This window comes from Lactobacillus laiwuensis (genome assembly GCF_019972835.1).
In the GTDB taxonomy this organism is placed as follows: Bacteria; Bacillota; Bacilli; order Lactobacillales; family Lactobacillaceae; genus Lactobacillus; species Lactobacillus laiwuensis.
The window spans coordinates 125,971-144,870 of the sequence record NZ_BPPB01000001.1 but is presented as its reverse complement, the minus strand read 5'-3'; the positions used below and the strand labels follow the sequence as shown (position 1 = coordinate 144,870).

Annotated in this window: 16 protein-coding genes and 1 pseudogene; 2 read left to right on the top strand and 15 right to left on the bottom strand. The window is 34.8% G+C overall.

Going from position 1 to position 18,900, the window contains the following annotated elements:
- Positions 1 to 3 precede the first annotated feature (3 nt).
- Positions 4 to 690 carry a ribonuclease III gene (gene rnc / locus LDM92_RS00720; protein WP_046332255.1) on the bottom strand — a complete coding sequence of 229 codons (687 nt, stop codon included), beginning with the start codon at positions 688 to 690 and terminating at the stop codon, positions 4 to 6.
- Positions 691 to 797: 107 nt separating this feature from the next.
- Positions 798 to 2,570 (bottom strand): oligopeptide ABC transporter substrate-binding protein, encoded by a 1,773-nt coding sequence (locus LDM92_RS00715; protein WP_223901868.1) that lies wholly within the window; start codon positions 2,568 to 2,570, stop codon positions 798 to 800.
- Between the two features lie 364 nt (positions 2,571 to 2,934).
- Between LDM92_RS00715 and LDM92_RS00710 the strand changes: the two are divergent.
- Positions 2,935 to 3,156: pseudogene (locus LDM92_RS00710) on the top strand (transposase); the annotation flags it as partial.
- Between the two features lie 74 nt (positions 3,157 to 3,230).
- On the opposite strand, the gene LDM92_RS00705 reads toward LDM92_RS00710, so the two are convergent.
- From LDM92_RS00705 to LDM92_RS00655, 11 genes are all read right to left on the bottom strand, one after another.
- The gene (locus LDM92_RS00705; RefSeq protein WP_223901605.1) at positions 3,231 to 5,000 is read right to left on the bottom strand and encodes an oligopeptide ABC transporter substrate-binding protein; all 1,770 of its coding nucleotides are present in this window, start codon (positions 4,998 to 5,000) and stop codon (positions 3,231 to 3,233) included.
- A gap of 254 nt (positions 5,001 to 5,254) precedes the next feature.
- Positions 5,255 to 7,018 carry an oligopeptide ABC transporter substrate-binding protein gene (locus LDM92_RS00700; RefSeq protein ID WP_223901604.1) on the bottom strand — a complete coding sequence of 588 codons (1,764 nt, stop codon included), beginning with the start codon at positions 7,016 to 7,018 and terminating at the stop codon, positions 5,255 to 5,257.
- 299 nt (positions 7,019 to 7,317) lie between these two features.
- Positions 7,318 to 8,238 (bottom strand): ABC transporter permease, encoded by a 921-nt coding sequence (locus LDM92_RS00695; RefSeq protein WP_122052575.1) that lies wholly within the window; start codon positions 8,236 to 8,238, stop codon positions 7,318 to 7,320.
- A 13-nt stretch (positions 8,239 to 8,251) separates the two neighbouring features.
- Complete coding sequence (gene opp4B, locus LDM92_RS00690) at positions 8,252 to 9,211, bottom strand: oligopeptide ABC transporter permease (protein WP_045928247.1); 960 nt, start codon at positions 9,209 to 9,211, stop codon at positions 8,252 to 8,254.
- A 2-nt stretch (positions 9,212 to 9,213) separates the two neighbouring features.
- Positions 9,214 to 10,191: an ATP-binding cassette domain-containing protein gene (locus LDM92_RS00685; protein WP_045928248.1), complete on the bottom strand. Its 978-nt coding sequence runs from the start codon at positions 10,189 to 10,191 to the stop codon at positions 9,214 to 9,216.
- Between the two features lie 3 nt (positions 10,192 to 10,194).
- A complete protein-coding gene (locus LDM92_RS00680; protein WP_045928249.1) occupies positions 10,195 to 11,205 on the bottom strand; it encodes an ABC transporter ATP-binding protein in 1,011 nt (336 codons plus the stop codon).
- Positions 11,206 to 11,324: 119 nt separating this feature from the next.
- On the bottom strand, positions 11,325 to 11,567 hold the full coding sequence (acpP, locus tag LDM92_RS00675) for an acyl carrier protein (protein WP_109586427.1): 243 nt from the start codon (positions 11,565 to 11,567) through the stop codon (positions 11,325 to 11,327).
- A gap of 4 nt (positions 11,568 to 11,571) precedes the next feature.
- On the bottom strand, positions 11,572 to 12,576 hold the full coding sequence (gene plsX / locus LDM92_RS00670; RefSeq protein ID WP_045928251.1) for a phosphate acyltransferase PlsX: 1,005 nt from the start codon (positions 12,574 to 12,576) through the stop codon (positions 11,572 to 11,574).
- Between the two features lie 17 nt (positions 12,577 to 12,593).
- On the bottom strand, positions 12,594 to 14,630 hold the full coding sequence (recG, locus tag LDM92_RS00665; RefSeq protein ID WP_045928252.1) for an ATP-dependent DNA helicase RecG: 2,037 nt from the start codon (positions 14,628 to 14,630) through the stop codon (positions 12,594 to 12,596).
- A gap of 2 nt (positions 14,631 to 14,632) precedes the next feature.
- Positions 14,633 to 16,291 carry a DAK2 domain-containing protein gene (gene fakA, locus LDM92_RS00660; protein ID WP_122052578.1) on the bottom strand — a complete coding sequence of 553 codons (1,659 nt, stop codon included), beginning with the start codon at positions 16,289 to 16,291 and terminating at the stop codon, positions 14,633 to 14,635.
- A gap of 21 nt (positions 16,292 to 16,312) precedes the next feature.
- Positions 16,313 to 16,675, bottom strand: coding sequence for an Asp23/Gls24 family envelope stress response protein (locus tag LDM92_RS00655; protein ID WP_034981534.1), 363 nt, complete (start codon positions 16,673 to 16,675; stop codon positions 16,313 to 16,315).
- Between the two features lie 163 nt (positions 16,676 to 16,838).
- Here LDM92_RS00655 and rpmB point away from each other — a divergent pair, with 163 nt between their 5' ends.
- The gene (gene rpmB / locus LDM92_RS00650) at positions 16,839 to 17,024 is read left to right on the top strand and encodes a 50S ribosomal protein L28 (protein ID WP_034981532.1); all 186 of its coding nucleotides are present in this window, start codon (positions 16,839 to 16,841) and stop codon (positions 17,022 to 17,024) included.
- Positions 17,025 to 17,561: 537 nt separating this feature from the next.
- Here rpmB and LDM92_RS00645 read toward each other — a convergent pair.
- Positions 17,562 to 18,251, bottom strand: a complete 690-nt coding sequence (locus LDM92_RS00645) for a thiamine diphosphokinase (protein WP_223901603.1) — start codon at positions 18,249 to 18,251, stop codon at positions 17,562 to 17,564.
- The gene (gene rpe, locus LDM92_RS00640; protein WP_223901602.1) at positions 18,248 to 18,895 is read right to left on the bottom strand and encodes a ribulose-phosphate 3-epimerase; all 648 of its coding nucleotides are present in this window, start codon (positions 18,893 to 18,895) and stop codon (positions 18,248 to 18,250) included. Before rpe ends, LDM92_RS00645 begins: the two co-directional genes overlap by 4 nt.
- Positions 18,896 to 18,900 lie beyond the last annotated feature (5 nt).

The following is an 18,900-nucleotide window of genomic DNA, read 5'->3' as shown; positions in this document are numbered from 1 at the left end:
TCCCTAATTGAGCTTACCAAGAGCACTTTTGGCTGCTTCTTGTTCAGCAGCTTTTTTATTATGGCCCTGTCCCTCGGACAACACTTTTCCATTAACAACTAACTGAACGGTAAAATTAGATGGCAGTTGCTCTTCTTTTAAAACCTCATACTCAATCTTAACCGGTCCATCTTGTTGCAATAATTCTTGTAGGTCTGTTTTATAATCTCTTGATGCATCAAATTTGCCAGCATCAATTAATGGGTATACGGTTAAACTCAAAAAATGCTCAACTGCTTCCATGCCTTGATCAAGAAAAAGCGCTCCATTAAAAGCTTCAAAAACATCTTCTAAAAGAGTTTTGCGAGAACGTGCACCTGCTTTTTCCTCACCATGACCTAGATTAATCTCAGCCGGAAAACCAAATTTCTGGGCAAATTCTGCAAAACCTTCAGTATCAACAATATTTGACCGCATTCTAGTTAATTCACCTTCATTAAGATTTCTAAAATTACGGTAAAGGTAATCAGAAATTGCTAATTCCAGAACTGCATCCCCCAAGAACTCCAATTTTTCATAATCCCGAGTTCCATTTTCAGGATGTTCGTTAGCATAAGAAGAATGAGTAAAAGCCTCTTCTAATAATTTTGGATTGTTAAATCTAATTTTGTATTTTGTATCTAATCGTTTAATGAATTTGGTACTAACCATTTGTTCAACTCCTTAACAATCTAAATTATACCAGTTTTTAACGTTAAAAAAGAAAACTATTGTCCGCAAATGACAATAGTTTTCTAATTTAGCGTATCAATTAACTTTTATTTAGCGTAACCAACTTTGTACCATATTGGATGACCGTTATTTGTTTCAGAAGGTTTTAGTGATAAACCAGTTAATTTATTATTAACCGCCTTAATTTTATATGCATTAAAAATAGGTATGACATAAGCCTGGTCAAACATATACTGTTGCCATTCATGAAATTTCTCAACACGATATTTATGGTTAAATGCTTTAGCAGAGTCAATCTCCTTAATCAATTTATTATTTTCCGGAGTAACAAACCTAGTATAGTTAGCGGGGCCACCTTCACTATACAATCCATTAGGTGATGGTTCCGTGGAAAGACCCCATGCTCCTAGGAACATGTCTACTTGAGGATTATCGTTTTGAACTTTATCATAAAATGAGTTACGTTCTGTCAACCGACCATTTAGAAGACCAACATTTAGCCCAATTTTATGCCACTGTTGCAAGTAATTTTGTATAATTGGTCCTTGTGTAGCATCACCCGACATGGCTAAAAAGTTGATTTTTAAAGGCTTACCATTGGGCTGCACGCGCCATTTGCCTTTTTTCTTATAACCAGCTTTATCTAAAAGTTCATTAGCCTTTTTTAAGTTATAAGTAAAGCCTTTAACATTTTTATTATATACATCACCATATTGCTTTGGTATTAATGTTGGAATCCTGAAACTCAGATTATTATTATAACGTTTATTGACATCCTCCACATTCATGGCATAACCAATAGCTTGCCTTAACGCTTTATTATTCATTTTGCTATGAGGATTCATAACATTTTTACCCTTTTTAGCATCAAACTTGCCGACCTTAAACCCTAGGTATGAATAATATAAAGGAATTTCAGCAATGAACCTCACATCTTTAGTATCTTTTACTTGTTTCCACTGAGCATTAATAACTTGGGCAATATCAAACTTATGTGATTTAATTGCCTGAGAAGTAGAATTAGGAGAAACAACTTGATAAATAATTTTATCCAGTTTTGGTTTGCCTTGCCAATAATATTTGTTTGGTACCCATGTAGCTGACTGTCCACGAACTAGTTTATCTAACTTATAAGGTCCAAAATATATTGGTCTTTTTCTAACTTTATCTGAAGACTCGAGTTTGCTAAAAGGTACATCCTTTAAATAATGATATGGTGAAGCTGATTCCCAATAATAGTCATTACCACTAAAGGCCATTCCTGGTGTCATATAGGAAAAATGTAATATCATTTTGCGACCATTATCACCATCCGGCAATTCAATTCCTGAAATTTTCTTAGCTTTACCCTCATGATATTCTTTCATTCCTTTTAGAACTTCCATTTTAGTAGAATATCTCTGAGCTTTAGTGTATTTATTAGCCAATATTTCATAAGGATATGCCATATCCTTGGCAACTACTTGTTTGCCGTCTGACCACTTAACCCCTTTTTTGATTGTAATAGTTATAGTTTTATTTTTTTGATCCAGCCTCATTGTTGCTGGACCTTTATCATTTATTTTGTAGTTATCATCAGTATAAAACAAAGATTCTTCACCTGGCGAAGCAACATCTGCATCAGTCGCAGTTACGCTTAATTCATCAGTAAATATTCCTGTAAAAGGCGTATCTGTCTCAACGGCAACTCTAACAGTTCCTCCTTGCTTTGTTTCCTTTTTTGGCAAAGCATTTGGAAATTTACTTGCTTCCTTCGAACTGTCCTCATTATTGCTTTTATTTCCTTTATTACAACCAACCAGAGCCATGGCGCATGTGGCTATAATACCGATGGAGCATAAAAAATTTTTTTCTTTCATCATTCTTCTCTCCTTACAAAAGTACAAACACGATTTAAAACCTAAATCAAATAATAACAAAAAAGAGTACAAAAACAAAGGATTTATTAATTATTAATTAAAATTTTATACAAAATACCATTATTTTATTAGCAAAAATAAAAATCAAGTTTAAGAAACTTGATTAGCTCTATAATTTATCCTGACTTATCCATGTGTAAGCTGTTAATTAGTTTTCTGTTGTATTAAAAAGAAGAGCATCGCATAGCATGCGTGCGTAGATCACCAATGTCTACAACATGCTTCAGATGTTTTATGAAGCTTTAGCTACCAAAGATCTGCAGTCAAAAAAGTCATTCATGCTAAAGAAGATATTTGCTGGCAAATGTTCCAAACACTGCTCACTTTTAAGCATAATCTAAGAGCAGTAACTAACAGGATAACATCGAATTATTCCAGCAGTTGCTTAGAAGGCTTTAATCGCAAAGTCAAACAAATTGAGTGTACAGCTTTTGGCTACGCCAATTTTTCCAATCTGCTATCCAGGATTAGATTGGCAGAAAACAAGGTAAAAGAAAAAGAACCAAGCAGTTTATTTGCTGCTTGATTCTCCTCATTTAATCTTTGTTAACAGAATTTGACCAAAAAGCCAGTTTTCTAATCTACTTTGGTAAATATCTTTTATTTAGTGTAAGCAACTTTATACCAAAGTGGGTGTCCGTTGTTTTGCTGTGATGCATTTTGTGAATAGCCAGTAAGCTTACTGTTGACTGCATCAATTTGGTATGCGTTAAATACAGGAACAACAAAAGCTTGATCAAACATATATTTTTGCCATTCGTGGAATTTGTTGACACGGTATTCATGGTTAAATGCCTTTTGAGAGTCCATTTCCTTGATTAACTTCGTGTTTTCAGGTGTTACAAAACGGGAATAATTGGACATTGTACCTTCACCGTACATTTGTTCCTGGGAAGGCTCTGTTGAAAGACCCCAAGCTGCCATGAACATATCAACATCCGGTGAATCGTGTTGCACTTTATCATAAAATGAATTAAATTCAGTCAGTCTTCCACCAACTAATTTAACATTCAGGCCAATCTTATTCCATTGTTCAATATAATTTTGCATTATTGGTTGTTGAATAGAAGTACCAGACATTGCCATGAAGTGAATAGTTAACGGTTTACCATTAGGTTGTACACGCCATTTTCCTTTCTTCTTATAACCAGCTTTATCTAGAATTTGATTTGCTTTCTTAAGGTTGTAAGTATACCCTTTAATGTTTTTATTAAAATAGTCACCAAATTGTGCTGGAATCAAAGTCGGAATCTGGAAACTTAAGCCGTCTGTATAATGCTTGTACACAGCATCAGTATTCATTGCATAAGCCATAGCTTGACGTAATGATTTATTATTCATTTTGGCATGAGGATTCATTACATTCTTTGATTTTTTATTGTCCCACTTACCAACTTTAAATGCCAAATAACTATAATATAAAGGAATCTTAGCGACAAATGTCACATCTTTAGTATCCTTAACTTCTTTCCATTGACTATTAGTAACTCTGGTGATATCAAATTTATGATTCTTAATTGCTTGCGAAGCGGAATTTGGTGAAACCACCTGGTAAACTATTTTGTCTAATTTAGGTTGACCGCGCCAATAATACTTATTCGGTACCCAAGTAACTGATTGACCACGAACAATTTTTTCGAGTTTATAAGGACCAAAGAACAACGGCTTTTTTCTCAATTTATCAGATGATTCTAATTTTGCAAAAGGAATATCTTTTAAATAGTGGTAGGGAGCAGCTGATTCCCAAATGTAGCCATTACCACTATAATACATACCAGGCTTAAGTTCTTTGCAATGTAAAACTACGACTCGTCCATCTGGACCATCAGGCATTTCAATTCCCGAAATGATTTTTGCTTTACCTTCATGATACTCTTTCATACCATTAATAATATTGAACTGGCTTGCATATCTTTGGGAATCTGTTGCTTTATTAGCAATAATTTCATATGCAAACTCAACATCTTTTGCAGTAACTTGTTTACCGTCTGACCATTTAACACCTTTTTTAACAGTAATAGTAGCAGTATTTGCTTTGCGATCAAGTTTGAGAGTAGCAGGACCTTTATCGTTTATTTTATAGTGGTTATCGGTGTCAAACAATGATTCCTGACCTGGACTTGAAACATCTGCGCTTGGTTGATCCATTTGCAATTCTTCATTGAAGACTCCAGTAAATGGTGTATTAGTTACTTCTGCAACTTTAATTGTTCCACCCTTTTTAGCAGTCTTAACTGGGGTTTGAACTGGAAACTTGCTGGCAGTTTTAGCCCCTTCATTACTAGTAGTGTTGTTCTTTCCACAAGCTGCTAAAGCTAATGCAGCTGTTGATACAATACCAACTGAAGCCCAAATTTTTCTTGTTCTCATAATACATGTCTCCTTCATAATACAAAGTTAATAGTATTTTGGAATCAAGTTAACAGATAAATATTAGCATTTATCATTAAAATTGCAAGGCTAAAATTGTCTCTAATACTATATAAACATATAATATTTGAAAAGATAAATAATTTTATCAAAAGAGTATTTTAGTACTATTACAATCAAATTTAACTAAAAATCAAAACAAAAAACTAATTGCATTATTTTCGCAATTAGTTTTTTTTCTAATTAAATATTAACTATTTTTTGTAGCCAACTTCATACCAAAGAGAATTACCATGAGTAGGTTTAAGACTGTATCCAGTTAACTTGTTATTAACTGCTGTGATAGCATAACTATTCTTAGTAGGAATAATGAATGCTTGATCAAACATATATTTTTGCCATTCATGGAATTTCTCTACACGATACTTATGATTGAAAGCCTTTTGAGAGTCAAGTGAATTCAATAATTTGGTTTGTTCTGGAGTCACAAAACGTTGATAGTTGAATGGTGAACCTTCAGCAAACATGTCAGCAGGAGATGGTTCTGATGACATACTCCAGCCAGCCATAAACATGTCGACAGAAGGATCGTCGCTTTTAATCTTATCAAAGAAAGAGTTAGCTTCTGCCAAACGACCACCAACTAATGAAACATTCAAACCAACTTTATGCCACTGTTGGATGTAGTTTTGAATAATTGGTCCTCTAGTAGCATCGCCTCCCGCAGCCAAAAGATGAATTTTAAGGGGCTTACCATTAGGTTGTACACGCCATTTTCCTTTCTTCTTATAACCAGCTTTATCTAACAATTGATTTGCTTTCTTTAGATTGTACGTATAACCTTTTATATCACTGTTATGATAGTCACCAAATTGAGGTGGAATTAATGTCGTTACGTGGAAAGTCAAGCCATTAGTATATTTCTTATATACAGAAGAAATGTTCATGGCATATCCAATAGCTTGTCTAAGTGACTTGTTATTCATCTTAGCGTTTTTATTCATGACATTCTTGCTGTGTTTTGCATCCCATTTACCAACCTTAAAGCCAAGGTAGCTATATCGTAGTGGAATTTTAGCAACAAAATTTACACCTTTAGTGTCTTTAACTTGTTTCCACTGGGTGTTAATAACATCAGCTATATCAAACTTATGACTCTTGATTGCTTGAGAAGTCGAGTTCGAAGAAACAACTTGTGAAACTACTTTATCTAATTTTGGTTTGCCACGCCAGTAGTACTTATTAGGAACCCAAGTTACTGACTGACCTCTTACAACCTTAGAAACTTGATAAGGACCAAAATAAAGAGGCTTCTTTCTGATTTTATCAGATGAATTTAATTTGCTGAAAGGAACATCCTTTAAATAGTGGTAAGGAGCTACTGCTTCCCAAACATAGCCGTTACCACTGTTATACATTCCTGGCTTTAATTCCTTAAAGTGTAAAACGGCCGTTCTGCCATTCTCACCGTCAGGCATTTCAAACCCAGAAATTGTTTTAGATTTTCCTTCATGGTACTCTTCAAGTCCCTTTAAAAATGCAAGTTGGCTCGTATATCTTTGGGATTCAGTAGCCTTGTTAGCAATAATTTCATATGCATACTCATAATCTTTAGCAGTTACCTGCTTACCATCTGACCATTTAACACCCTTTTTAATGGTAACAGTCACTGTCTTGTCCTTTTTATTAATTTTCATTGTGGCAGGACCCTTATCATTAATCTGATAAGTATCATTTACATCAAATAATGATTCGGCACCTGGAGCAGCAACGTCAGCATCAATTTGAGTTGTGGACAACTCTTCAGAGAAAATTCCTGTAAATGGAGAATCATTTTCAATAGCGTATTTAACAGTTCCACCTTGTTTAGCTTCCTTTTTAGGTACTTCAATTGGAAACTTACTTGCTTTTTTAGCTTCATTTGTGTTACCGTTATCTGCACTTTTACCACATGCAACTAACGATAACGCAGCAGCAGTTATGACTCCCACAGAGCCTAATAATTTCTTACTTTTCATAGCCTTTAACTCCTTTATCATAGCAACTTAATGGCTTTTCTCAGAACAAGTTAATAATTTAATACTACCATATTAAATTAAAAAATCAATAGATAAAATTAATTTAAAACTAATTCTTTTCATATATATGAATAGGATTATTTAATCAAAATTTTAGTCCATATAAAGTCAACAAAAACTTTGAAAGCAGTTATATTCCTTTATGTAAATTGTAATAGCATATAAAAGTGGAAAAAAAACCTGAAATGAAAGATTTCATTTCAGGGTCTTACAATTTTAGTTTTACTTTAAAAAGTTTATCAATTTTCTCTTTGTCTTGCATCACCAGCACGTGATAATGCCCTTCCGACATAATTAATACTTAGAGAAATCACTAATAATAAAATTGTGGCAGGAAGCCAAAGCCAAGGTCGACTAACAACATTAACTGGATCATTTGCAAATCCAATTAAAGTACCAAGAGAAGGAATAGTCGGCGGCAATCCGTAGCCAATGTACTCTAGCGTAGTTTCGATTCCGATATTACCTGCAATCATTAGAACTACATCAATAATTACCATGGAAGTAATGTTAGGCAAAACTTCTCGAAACATGATTTTTAAATCTGACGAACCTGACGTTTTTGACGCTAATACATAATCACGCTCTCTTTGAGACAATACAAATGCTCTGAAATACCTTGCTGTACTTGTCCAGCCAAAAAATGAAATTATTAGCACTAAATTCACTGGGGTATAGTGAGGTATAACACTAACTAAAACTATTTCAATAGGCATTGCAGGTAAAACTTGAATAAAGTCAACTATTCTCATTATGATAGCATCAATATAACCACCGTAATATCCTGAAATTAATCCGACCAGAAGTCCGACTGATTCACATATTACAGTAACTCCTAAACCAATGAGAATAGAATTGCGACTACCCATAATAAGAAGATTAACTATATCACGACCACCATCATCAGTTCCAAGGAAATGACCGGCTGTTCCCCAACTGTAATAAGCATCAATTATATTTGTTTCAGAAACTTTATCGGCATTTAAAAACAGTGATCCGCCGAAAGTCAATAATAAGATTAGAACAATTAATATAAAAGCTGTTAACGCAATTTTATCCTTCACAACTTCTCTTACAATCACTCTGAACCCTGAAGTTGGAGAAGAAACTTTCTCTTTTTTAACTTTTTTAGTTAAAGTACTTTTTTTATTCTCAGTCATATGTTTCTCCTCTTTACTTTATTCTAATCCTTGGATCAACGATGCTCATGATAATATCAGACAATAAATTACCAAGCAACGTTAAAAAGCCAAATATCAATATTAAAGCTGTTAAAGTGGTGTAATCACGTTGACCAATTGAATCCAGGAACAGTTTACCCATGCCAGGATAACTGAAAACCGATTCTACGATCATAGATCCACTAAGAAGTCCAGTTATCACAGTACCAAAAGAAGAAGCAATTGGCAAAAGGGAGTTACGTAAAATATGTTTATTGAAAACAACTTTTTCTGGCACGCCCTTACTATGTGCTGTACGAACATAATCCTCAACTTTGTTATCTACAATTCCCGTCCTTAAATATTGCACGACAGATGTTGTAGTAATTAGTGCAACTAGTGTACCTGGTAAAATAATATGATAAATTTCACTACCCAAAGTACCCCAAAAACCGGATGCATTTGGTGAAATTGAACCTGAGATTGGGAACCAGCCCAAAGTAAAACCAAATAACCATATTCCTAGTATATAGAAAACAAAAGGAGGAACAGCCAAGGTAATATAATTAAAAATTTGAACAGCTTGATCTTGCCACTCATCTTGGTGACGACCAGCACTAATACCCATAGGGATGGCAATAGAATAACTGATTATAGTAGAAAATAAAGATAACCAAAAAGTATTCACAGCCCGATCTGCAATTAATGAAGTAACAGGTACATGCTGAATATAGCTTGTACCCAAGTCTCCTTTGAAAAGATTGCCAACCCAACGCGCATACTGCACAGGTACAGGGTCATATAATCCAGCTGCTCTTTTTAACGCCTCAATTTGTTTAGGATCAGTATTTGGGTTAATTTGACCTGAAAATGGATCACCTGGCATCATTTTAGCTAAGAAAAAGACCAAAATACTTAAAATAATCAATTGCGGGATCATAATTAAAATTCGTCTTAAGACCGTTTTCCACATGGTTATGCCCCCTCCTTTTCATTTTTCTTTTCTTCATTTAATTCATTTTTCGGTAAAGCCACTAAATGTTTGCCAGAAACTTGTTGCAATGGGAACACACGACCATCTTTGTCATACCACTTGCCTTGATCATTTTGAAACTCTTGTTCAACTTCTTGACGGTGTTTCTTATGCTCATCGCGATGTTCAACATCAACTTGTGGTATTGCGGAAAGCAGCCTTTTAGTATAAATATGCATTGGATGCTTGTAAATGTCTTCCCTTGAACCAATCTCAACCAAGCGACCACGGTGCATAATCGCAAGATTTTCCGACATATGTTTTACCACACCAAGGTCGTGAGAAATGAAAAGATAGGCAATATTATATTGTTGCTGAATATGCTTCATAAAGTTTAAAACTTGTGCCTGCACAGACAAATCCAAAGCACTAGTAGGCTCATCAGCAACAATTAAACGAGGATTAGTTGCAACCGCACGAGCTACGCCAATTCTTTGTCTCTGTCCCCCAGAAAATTCATGAGGGTATTTGTAAATTGAATCGCTAGGCATACCAACAATATCCAGCAGCTCTTGAACTCGATCACGTTCTTGATCTGTAGTTAAATTTTCAAAATTTCGAATTGGTTCAGCAATAATATCTTCAATTCTTTTTCTCGGATTTAAACTCGACATTGAATCTTGAAAAATCATTTGAACGTCTTTATTGTAGTTGAGTTTATGCCTATTTTTGGCCTTAGTAATATCTACACCCTTATAAATAATGCTGCCACTAGTCACAGGCTCAACACCAACAATGGCCTTACCAGTAGTTGACTTGCCTGATCCAGATTCACCAATTAAACCATAGGTTTCACCTTCATTAATAGTAATACTAATATCGTCAACTGCTCTGACATAGTCAGTAATCCGGTTCCAAAAACCTGTTCGTATGGGATAATGAACTTTTAAGTTTTTTACTTGTATGATTTCTTTAGCCATAAACTACTCCCCACCTACTTCATCTTGAAAGTGGAACGTCTTCCAGCAAGTACATCTTACCCAGTGACCAGGCTCAACTTCATGCATTACTGGGTTCTCTTCATGAGCACTGGCAGGAATCCATGGAATTCTAGCAGCAAATCTGTCGCCTTTTCTAGGCATATTTTGCAATGATGGAACCGTTCCTTGAATAACGTGCAAATCTTCTTCCTCATCTTCAGATTGAGGCATTGAATTTAACAAGGAGCGAGTGTATGGGTGCAGTGGATGCTCAAAGACAGTTTTTACATCGGCTTTTTCTACTATCTGCCCACCATACATAACTGCAACTTGATCAGCAGTTTCAGCAACTACCCCTAAATCGTGAGTAATCAAAATAATACCAGATTGGGATTGCTTTTGAATATCTTCAAGCAGATCCAAAATTTGAGCTTGAATAGTAACATCCAAAGCGGTAGTAGGCTCATCTGCAATGATAATTTCGGGCTTACATGCAATTGCCATAGCAATCACGACCCTTTGTCTTAATCCCCCTGATAGCTCAAAAGGATACATTCGAAAAGTTTCTTCTGGTTTTGGCATACCTACTTGATTGAATAATTCAATCACACGATTATAACGCTCTTTTTCATTCATATCTGTATGATAATAAAGCGTTTCAGCTACCTGATCGCCAACACGCATCAGCGGATTTAAACTAGCCAATGGATCCTGAAAGATCATGCCAATTTTGTCTCCACGTATTTTGTTAAACAAGTTTTCATTTAATCCAACTAAATTCAACTCATTATATAGAATATCCCCAGTTACTTTCGTATTTTTATGGTCGTACAAGCCGATAATACTCGATGCAATTGTACTCTTACCACAACCAGATTCACCTACGATGGACAAAATTTCGTTCCGCTTCAACGTTAAATTAATATCATCTGCAGCATCATAAAACTTTCCATTTAAACGATATGCAGTATGCAAATGCTGGATATCTAGCAAGAGATCACTTTGTTTTTCCAAAGGTCATTTCCCCTCTCAAATCTTCAATGAATTTATTAAAGATATTTAATAAATTTATTTAATTTCTAATTATAACCGTGAAACATTTTGTATGCAAATTAATAATGAATATTTTTTAGTTATTTTTGGTGATCTGCAACATAATTAACTGCATCACCAACTGTTTTAATTTTTTCTGCATCTTCATCAGAAATCTCGGCGCCGAATTCATCTTCTAGTTGTAAAATGAATTCCACTAAGTCAATGGAATCAGCGTCCAAATCACTTTTGAAATTAGTCTCATCAGTTATCTTTTCTTTTTCAACTTCAAAATTATCTGCTAATATATCTCGAATTTTAGTAAAAATTTCTTCTTTACCCATGTTTTTACTCCTTATTTTCAGCTGCAAATTCTGCTTTAAAATTATCAATTATTTTTTCCTGTAATATTCTATCAATTTGTTTAATTGTAAAATAAACAGCACGTTGACCAGAGCGGCCATGTGTTTTAACTACTGGAGCATTAACCCCGAGTAAAACTGCGCCACCGTATTTGTCGACATCAAATTTTGAAACTAATCCTTTTAATGCTTTTTTGATCATTAATGCACCTAATTTAACAAAAGGACCGTTATCAAGCAAGCTTTCCTTCAAAAGATGTATCAAAACCCCTGAAGTTCCTTCAATATTTTTTAGAACCGCATTGCCAGTAAACCCATCTGTTGCAATCACATCAGCTTTACCATCTAATAACTCGTTACCTTCGATATTCCCTATAAAATTAAGTTTGCTTTCCAATAACAGCTGGTAGGCTTTTTGATGAACATCATCACCTTTATCACTTTCAGATCCATTATTAAGCAGACCAACACGCGGATTTTTGACTCCCCGCACTTTTTCTGCATAATACGAAGCCATTTTAGCCCAGGCTAGCAGGTATTCTGGTTTACTTTTAGCATTGGCACCCACATCAATCATATTGAATCCATCATCGGAATTTTTTACAGGCAATGTTGGCATGAATCCCGGTCGAGCCACACCTTTAATTCGTCCTATTATAAATATGCCACAAGCTAAAATAGCTCCGGTATTACCTAATGAAAAAAGTGCATCAGCTTTGCCCTGCTTCACAAATTGTGCTGCCACGACAAGTGACGAATCTTTTTTTGATCTAATTGCCTTAACTGGCTCATCTTCATCTAAAATAATTTCAGAAGTATTGACTACTTGTGTGCGACTGCTATCATTTCCCAATAATTCTTTTATTTTTTTTTGATCGCCAAAAAAAATGAATTTTGTTTCAGGTAAATCCTTTTTGGCCCGTAATACTGCTTTTATAATTGCTTCAGGGGCATTTTCACCGCCCATAGCGTCAATAGCAATAGTTCTCATTATATCCTCAACCTTTACTATGTTCTCTTTTGCTGTAATTGTTTATATTCTATCACTTGTTTTAAAGTTTTATTTTCTGATTTTTGCAAGAGAGGATCAAGTTTAATTAATTTTCTAGCCTCTTTTTGTGCTACTACCATAGTATCGTAGTTATTAACTACATCACCAACTTGAAATTCAGGAAGACCAGATTGAGCTTTACCAAAAATATCTCCTTCTCCCCGCATCTTTAAATCTTCTTCAGCCAATTTAAATCCGTCTGTTGTTGATGCCACTATTTTCATACGAGCTTTACCTGCCTGTGTGTTAGGATCAGCCAAAAAAATGCAATAACTTTGGGTTTTACCTCTCCCTATTCGCCCTCTTAATTGGTGAAGCTGACTAATTCCAAAACGATCAGCATTATAGATAACCATCATATTAGCGTTTGCCACGTCAACACCAACTTCAATCACACTGGTAGCAACTAAAATATTAATTTCTCCAGCTGCAAATTCGGACATAATTTCATCTTTTTTATTACCAGGCATTTGACCGTGAAGTAATACTACTTTTTCATCAGGGAAATCTTTACTGAGTTTATCATAAAGCTGTTCTGCATTTTTTAAATCTAATGCTTCTGATTCTGTGATCAAGGGTGTTACAGCATATACCTGAAATCCCTGCTTTAATTGCTCGCGCATTAGCTGATAAACCTGATCCATTTGGGTACTCGTTTTCCAAGAAGAAATTACTTTTTTTCTTCCTGCGGGGAGATGTCGTATTTCAGATATAGACATGTTGCCATAAACCGTTAATGCCAGAGTTCTGGGAATCGGGGTAGCAGTCATAGAAAGAACATCAGGCAAATTTCCTTTATTAATTAAAGATTGCCGCTGATTAACACCGAACCGGTGCTGTTCATCGATAATTACTAATCCTAATTTTTTAAAAATTACGTTTGATTGAATTAAAGCATGCGTACCTATCACAACATTAATTGTGCCATCGGTCAATTCTGTATAAATTTCTTTTCGTTCCAAAGCTTTCGTAGAACCTGTTAACAGCGCACATCTTACACCTAGAGGCCTTAGCAATTCATCAATCTTTTTAAAATGCTGAGTCGCTAATATCTCTGTAGGAACCATCAGTGCAGCTTGAAAGCCAGCAGTTACAGCCGCAAAAATTGCATATACTGCGACAATAGTCTTTCCTGAACCCACATCGCCTTGTAAAAGACGCTGCATTTGTCTGGATGAAAACAGGTCTGCAAAAATTTCGTTGATAACCTGCTTTTGATCCGTGGATAATTCAAACGGCAAAGATTTAGTCAATTTAGCAACTTCATTCAGGTCATATTTTTTGGGAATCCCTTTGTTTTGTGGATTGACTTCAGTTAACTGAGCTAGTTCAGTTTGAAAAATAAAGAATTCTCTAAAAATAGCACTTCTTTTTGCAATCTGGGACTCATTAAAATTTTGCGGGTGATGCATTTTTTGTACAATATTTTTTTCAGGAAGCAAACGATATTTTCGTCGAATATCCACTGGAACAACGTCATCAACAGCCGGCAAATATTCATCTAAAGCAATATTAATGAAATCAATTAATTTTTTTTGCCTTAAATGCCGATTAACGGAGTAAATTGGAGCCATGCCACTATCATTTTCTTTGGCTGCAATGAATTTAAAACCCGCTAAACTTTGTCTTGAGATATTGTATTTACCATAAACTGCAACTTCTTTACCTACCTCAATTTTTTCTTTCAACCAAGGTTGATTAAAAAAATTGACCATGACTACATCATGGTCAATTCTCAATTTAAAACTAAGTCTGCTCTTTTTGTAGCCAAATCTGCTTACAAAGGCTTCAGTGGCCACAACTCCCTTTAGCATTACCTTTTGACCATCCATGATCTGGTCAAGTGGAATCGTTTGAAGTTCATCATAGCGAAATGGAAAATAATATAACAAATCATAAATGCTATATATTTCTAAGCTTCCAAGTGCTGCAGCAGTTTTGGTTCCAACTCCTTTTAAATCAGTAACAGGTGCAAATAATTCCTTTGCGTACATAATTATTCAACAGAAATCAGAAAATTATATACAGGTTGTCCACCATCATGAAGTTCAAATTCAAGATCATCATGCTTCTCTTTAACAGCATCTATCAGTTTCTGAGCTTCTTTCTTGTTAGAATCTCTTCCAAACATTACAGTAACGATTTCAGAATCTTCATCCAACATTTTTTCAATCATTGAAGAAGCTGCAGTGATTATATCAGTTTTAGCCACTTTAATTTCGCCATCAATAATCCCTAAATAATCGTCTTGATGGATCTCAATCTCATTAATTTTGGTATCACGATTTGCTTTGGTAACTTCCCCAGAAACAACAGTATCAAGAGCGTCAGTCATGTTTGCAACATTGTCATCAAGAGAATCGTCCGGATCAAATGAAAGCATGGCTGTCAAGCCTTGTGAAATGGTTTTAGTAGGGACAATGCCGACTGGGATGTCGCTCACCTCAGCTGCTTGCTTCGCTGCCATAATAATGTTGCCATTATTCGGCATCACAATTGCTTTTTTAGCACCTGATTTTTTGATTGAGTCAATAATATCCTGCGTTGAAGGATTCATAGTTTGACCGCCAGAAATAATGCGGTTAACACCTTCACTTTCAAAAAGTTTGCGAATTCCGTTACCAGAAGCAACAGCTATTACGGCAAAATCAACATTTTCCTGATTTTCTTCACTGTTATTTACTATTGTTTCGTGTTGAATCCGCATATTGTCAATTTTAATTTTTCCCAATTGACCAAATTGGCTGCCGTACGCAAAAATAGCTCCAGGGTGTTCAGTATGAACATGAACTTTTGCCACTTCTTCATCTGAAACTGCCAAAAGTGAATCACCTAACTGAGATAAATGCTCCCTAAATTCATCTAAATTAAAAGTTTTCTTATTAGGAACATCAGCAGTTAAATCAACCATGATTTCGGTACAGTAGCCATTAGCAATATCCTGAGTAGAAAGTTGTGATTGTACAGATTGATGATGCATGGCATTTATCATTTCATCCATTTCACCTTCATCAGGTTGGTACCGGTCAGCAAATTCTTCACCTAAAAGGCCTTCTAAAAAGCCCTCATATATGAAGAGTAAGCCTTGGCCTCCTGAATCAACTACACCAACTTGCTTTAAAACAGGTAATAAGTCAGGAGTTGTCTTTAACGCTTTTTTAGCACCTTCAACAATCGCCTTCATAACTTCTTCAACATCATCGGTTTCATTGGCCTTATTGGCACCTTCTTGTGCACCAATCCGAGCAACAGTCAAAATAGTTCCTTCAACTGGCTTCATTACGGCTTTATAAGCTGTTGCAACCCCATTTGAAAAAGCATTGGCCAACTCTTGTGCATTAAGAGTTTTCATGCCTTGAGTTGCCTTATAAACTCCTCTAAAGAGCTGAGAAGAGATTACCCCACTATTACCACGAGCACCCATCAACATCCCTTTAGCAAGGCTTTCTGTCAAATCACCCACACTATTACTAGTATTTTGGGCAACAGCTTTAGCGCCACTTTCAATAGTCAAATTCATATTTGTTCCAGTGTCTCCATCAGGAACAGGGAAAACGTTCAAAGAGTTAATAAACTCTGCGTTGCGACCAAGTCTATGCGTAGCGACGCGAACCATATCTCTAAATTTTTTACTGTCTATTTCCTTTAAAACCAATATTTCTACCCTCCGCTTGAGTTATTCATCAAGCACTTTAACACTTTGAACGATGACATTAACAGCTTTAGTTTCAATTCCAAGTTGATTTTTCAAATTGAATTTAACACTATCTTGTACGTTGCGACTTACTTCAGATATTTTTAAACCATAGCCGACTATTATATAAACATCAACCGTAATCTTATTATCCTCAGACTTAACAACAACACCGCGCTTATAATTTGCTCGATTCAATATTCCATCGAAGCCATCACGGATAGCATTTTTTGAAGCCATGCCGACAACACCGTAGTTAGATGTAGCTGCGCTACCAACAACAGTTGCAATCACTCCATTTGAAATATCAATCAAACCGTTTTTTGTTTTGATTTTTACAGCCATGTTTACCTCCGTATCATTGTTCTCATATTATGAATCTATTTTATCATAGTAATCAAGTTTAAATGCAAAAATCCCTTCTTAAAAAATACTTTTGCAGTTGCAATGTTCTTAAACTTATGCTATCTTAATTTAGTATGAAAACACAATAAAGGAGGTTTAGCAAATGGCAAAAGATTATATCACTGGCAAAAAGACCACTTTTGGTAATACACGTTCACACGCACTGAATTCATCACGTCGTGCGTGGAAGCCAAACCTTCAAAAAGTTCGTATTCTTGTCGATGGCAAGCCAAAGCGTGTATGGGTTTCAACTAAGACATTAAAATCTGGTAAAGTTACCCGTGCCTAGCGTAAAATAAAAAAGTTTTTAAAGCAGAAGTTTTCTTCTGCTTTTTTATTTCCCAAAATCTGTTTAAAAGTTTATGTTTAAATAGAGATATTCTTATTGCTCTTTCAATTAATTTTCAAGTCAAAAAAAGACAAGTTATAGTCTGTAGTTTTACTTGAAGGTATTGTTTTTAGCTAACCTCATTGGCAAATCTTTCATTTCAATTTTTTATATATTCTGCTATTAATAAAAGATGATGTTGCCGATACACTTCTCATTGCAACAATTTACTTATATAAAATTTGTTAATTTTAAGTTTTATCAAGCATAACAAAGGCAGTATTTCCACCAATGTAAATCTTTTTTTACTCATCAAAAAGGATACAAATCATACCAATCTTTCAATTTTTTTAATTATATAATTTGTTTTGGAGCTTGCCACTATTAGTGGAAATCATAGCAGCAAGATAATTGAGGAGATATACCAAAAATATTTATTAACTTATAACAACTTGTTCCAAGAGATATAAAAAAACAGCAGTGAATCTGCTGTTTTTATTATTTGATATTTTGAAAGCGATCAATGTCCCTAGATTGAATAACTGCAACAGTTCCTTTTTTAAATGATAATTCAAATTGATCTTTATTAGGTAAAAATTCATTCGAACTAAACGAGACAGGATTATTCCCGCTAAAATCTGTTAAATTATATTTAGCTCCCGTAATTTTTAAATTTTGAACAGCTGTTAATGGTATTACTCCAAAATATTTATAAGTTGGTAATTTTTCTATCAAATGTTGTCCGTTATTGTAGAATCTGATTGAATTTTGTTGGTCAATAAGTTCGATGCTTTCAGCAAACTGGTTAAATCCAGGTTTAAGAACCATAAATAAATTAGATAGAAAATGATCTAATCGCCCTCCAGTTGCTCCAAAAAGGCTTAAATGAGAAGCATGATAATCTATAAAAGCACATCTAATAACCATTTCAGCATCCGTCAAGTCTTTTTCTGGAAGAGAATACCTGATATCATTAACATTTTTTTCAATTTCAGCTAATTCATTTTTTTGCAATGAATCAAAATCTCCTTCAGCTAAATCGGCCTTTATACCCATTTCTTCTAAAAGATAAGTCCCACGATCAACTCCGATTATTAAATCGCCGTTTTTTTTGGCTGCTAAAAGCTGCTTTTTAAGATCATTAGGCCATAACTGTTTAGGAGCGCCTAGCAACGCCCATGCTTTCATTCTAATATGCCTTTCAGTTCAGCAATTTGTTGTTCAACACTATTTTGACAAAAAAGGTATGATCCAGCTACAAAAATTTCTGCTCCTGCATCTTTAGCTTTTTTAGCAGTTTGTCCGTTGATTCCTCCATCAACTTCAATAGGAACTTTTCCATTTACTAAATTTGATGCTTCTTTAATTCTAGAAAGAGAATCTGGCATAAATTTTTGTCCGCCAAAGCCAGGAAAAACCGTCATTAGTAAAATTTGATCTATTTTTGAAATAAATTTGGAAAGTACAGATACGGGAGTATCAGGGTTAAGAACCACACCGGCTTTAACTTGATTTTCATTTAAATAATCTAACCAGTAATTTAGTTTCTCTTCAGTCATTGCTTCATAATGAAGCAACATTATTTGAGCACCGGCCTTAGTAAAAGCTGGTACCAAATCATCAGGATTGTTACTCATCAAGTGAATCTCGGCCTCAATAGATGGAAAAGCTTTTTTGAAATCTGAAACAAGTTGTGGACCAAAAGATAAATTAGGTACGAAATGCCCATCCATGATATCAATGTGAAATCGGTTAATGCCTGCATTCACAGTTGTTTGAATGTCTTTTTCTAAATTTAAGTTATTAATATTTAATATTGATGGTGCTATCACTGTAT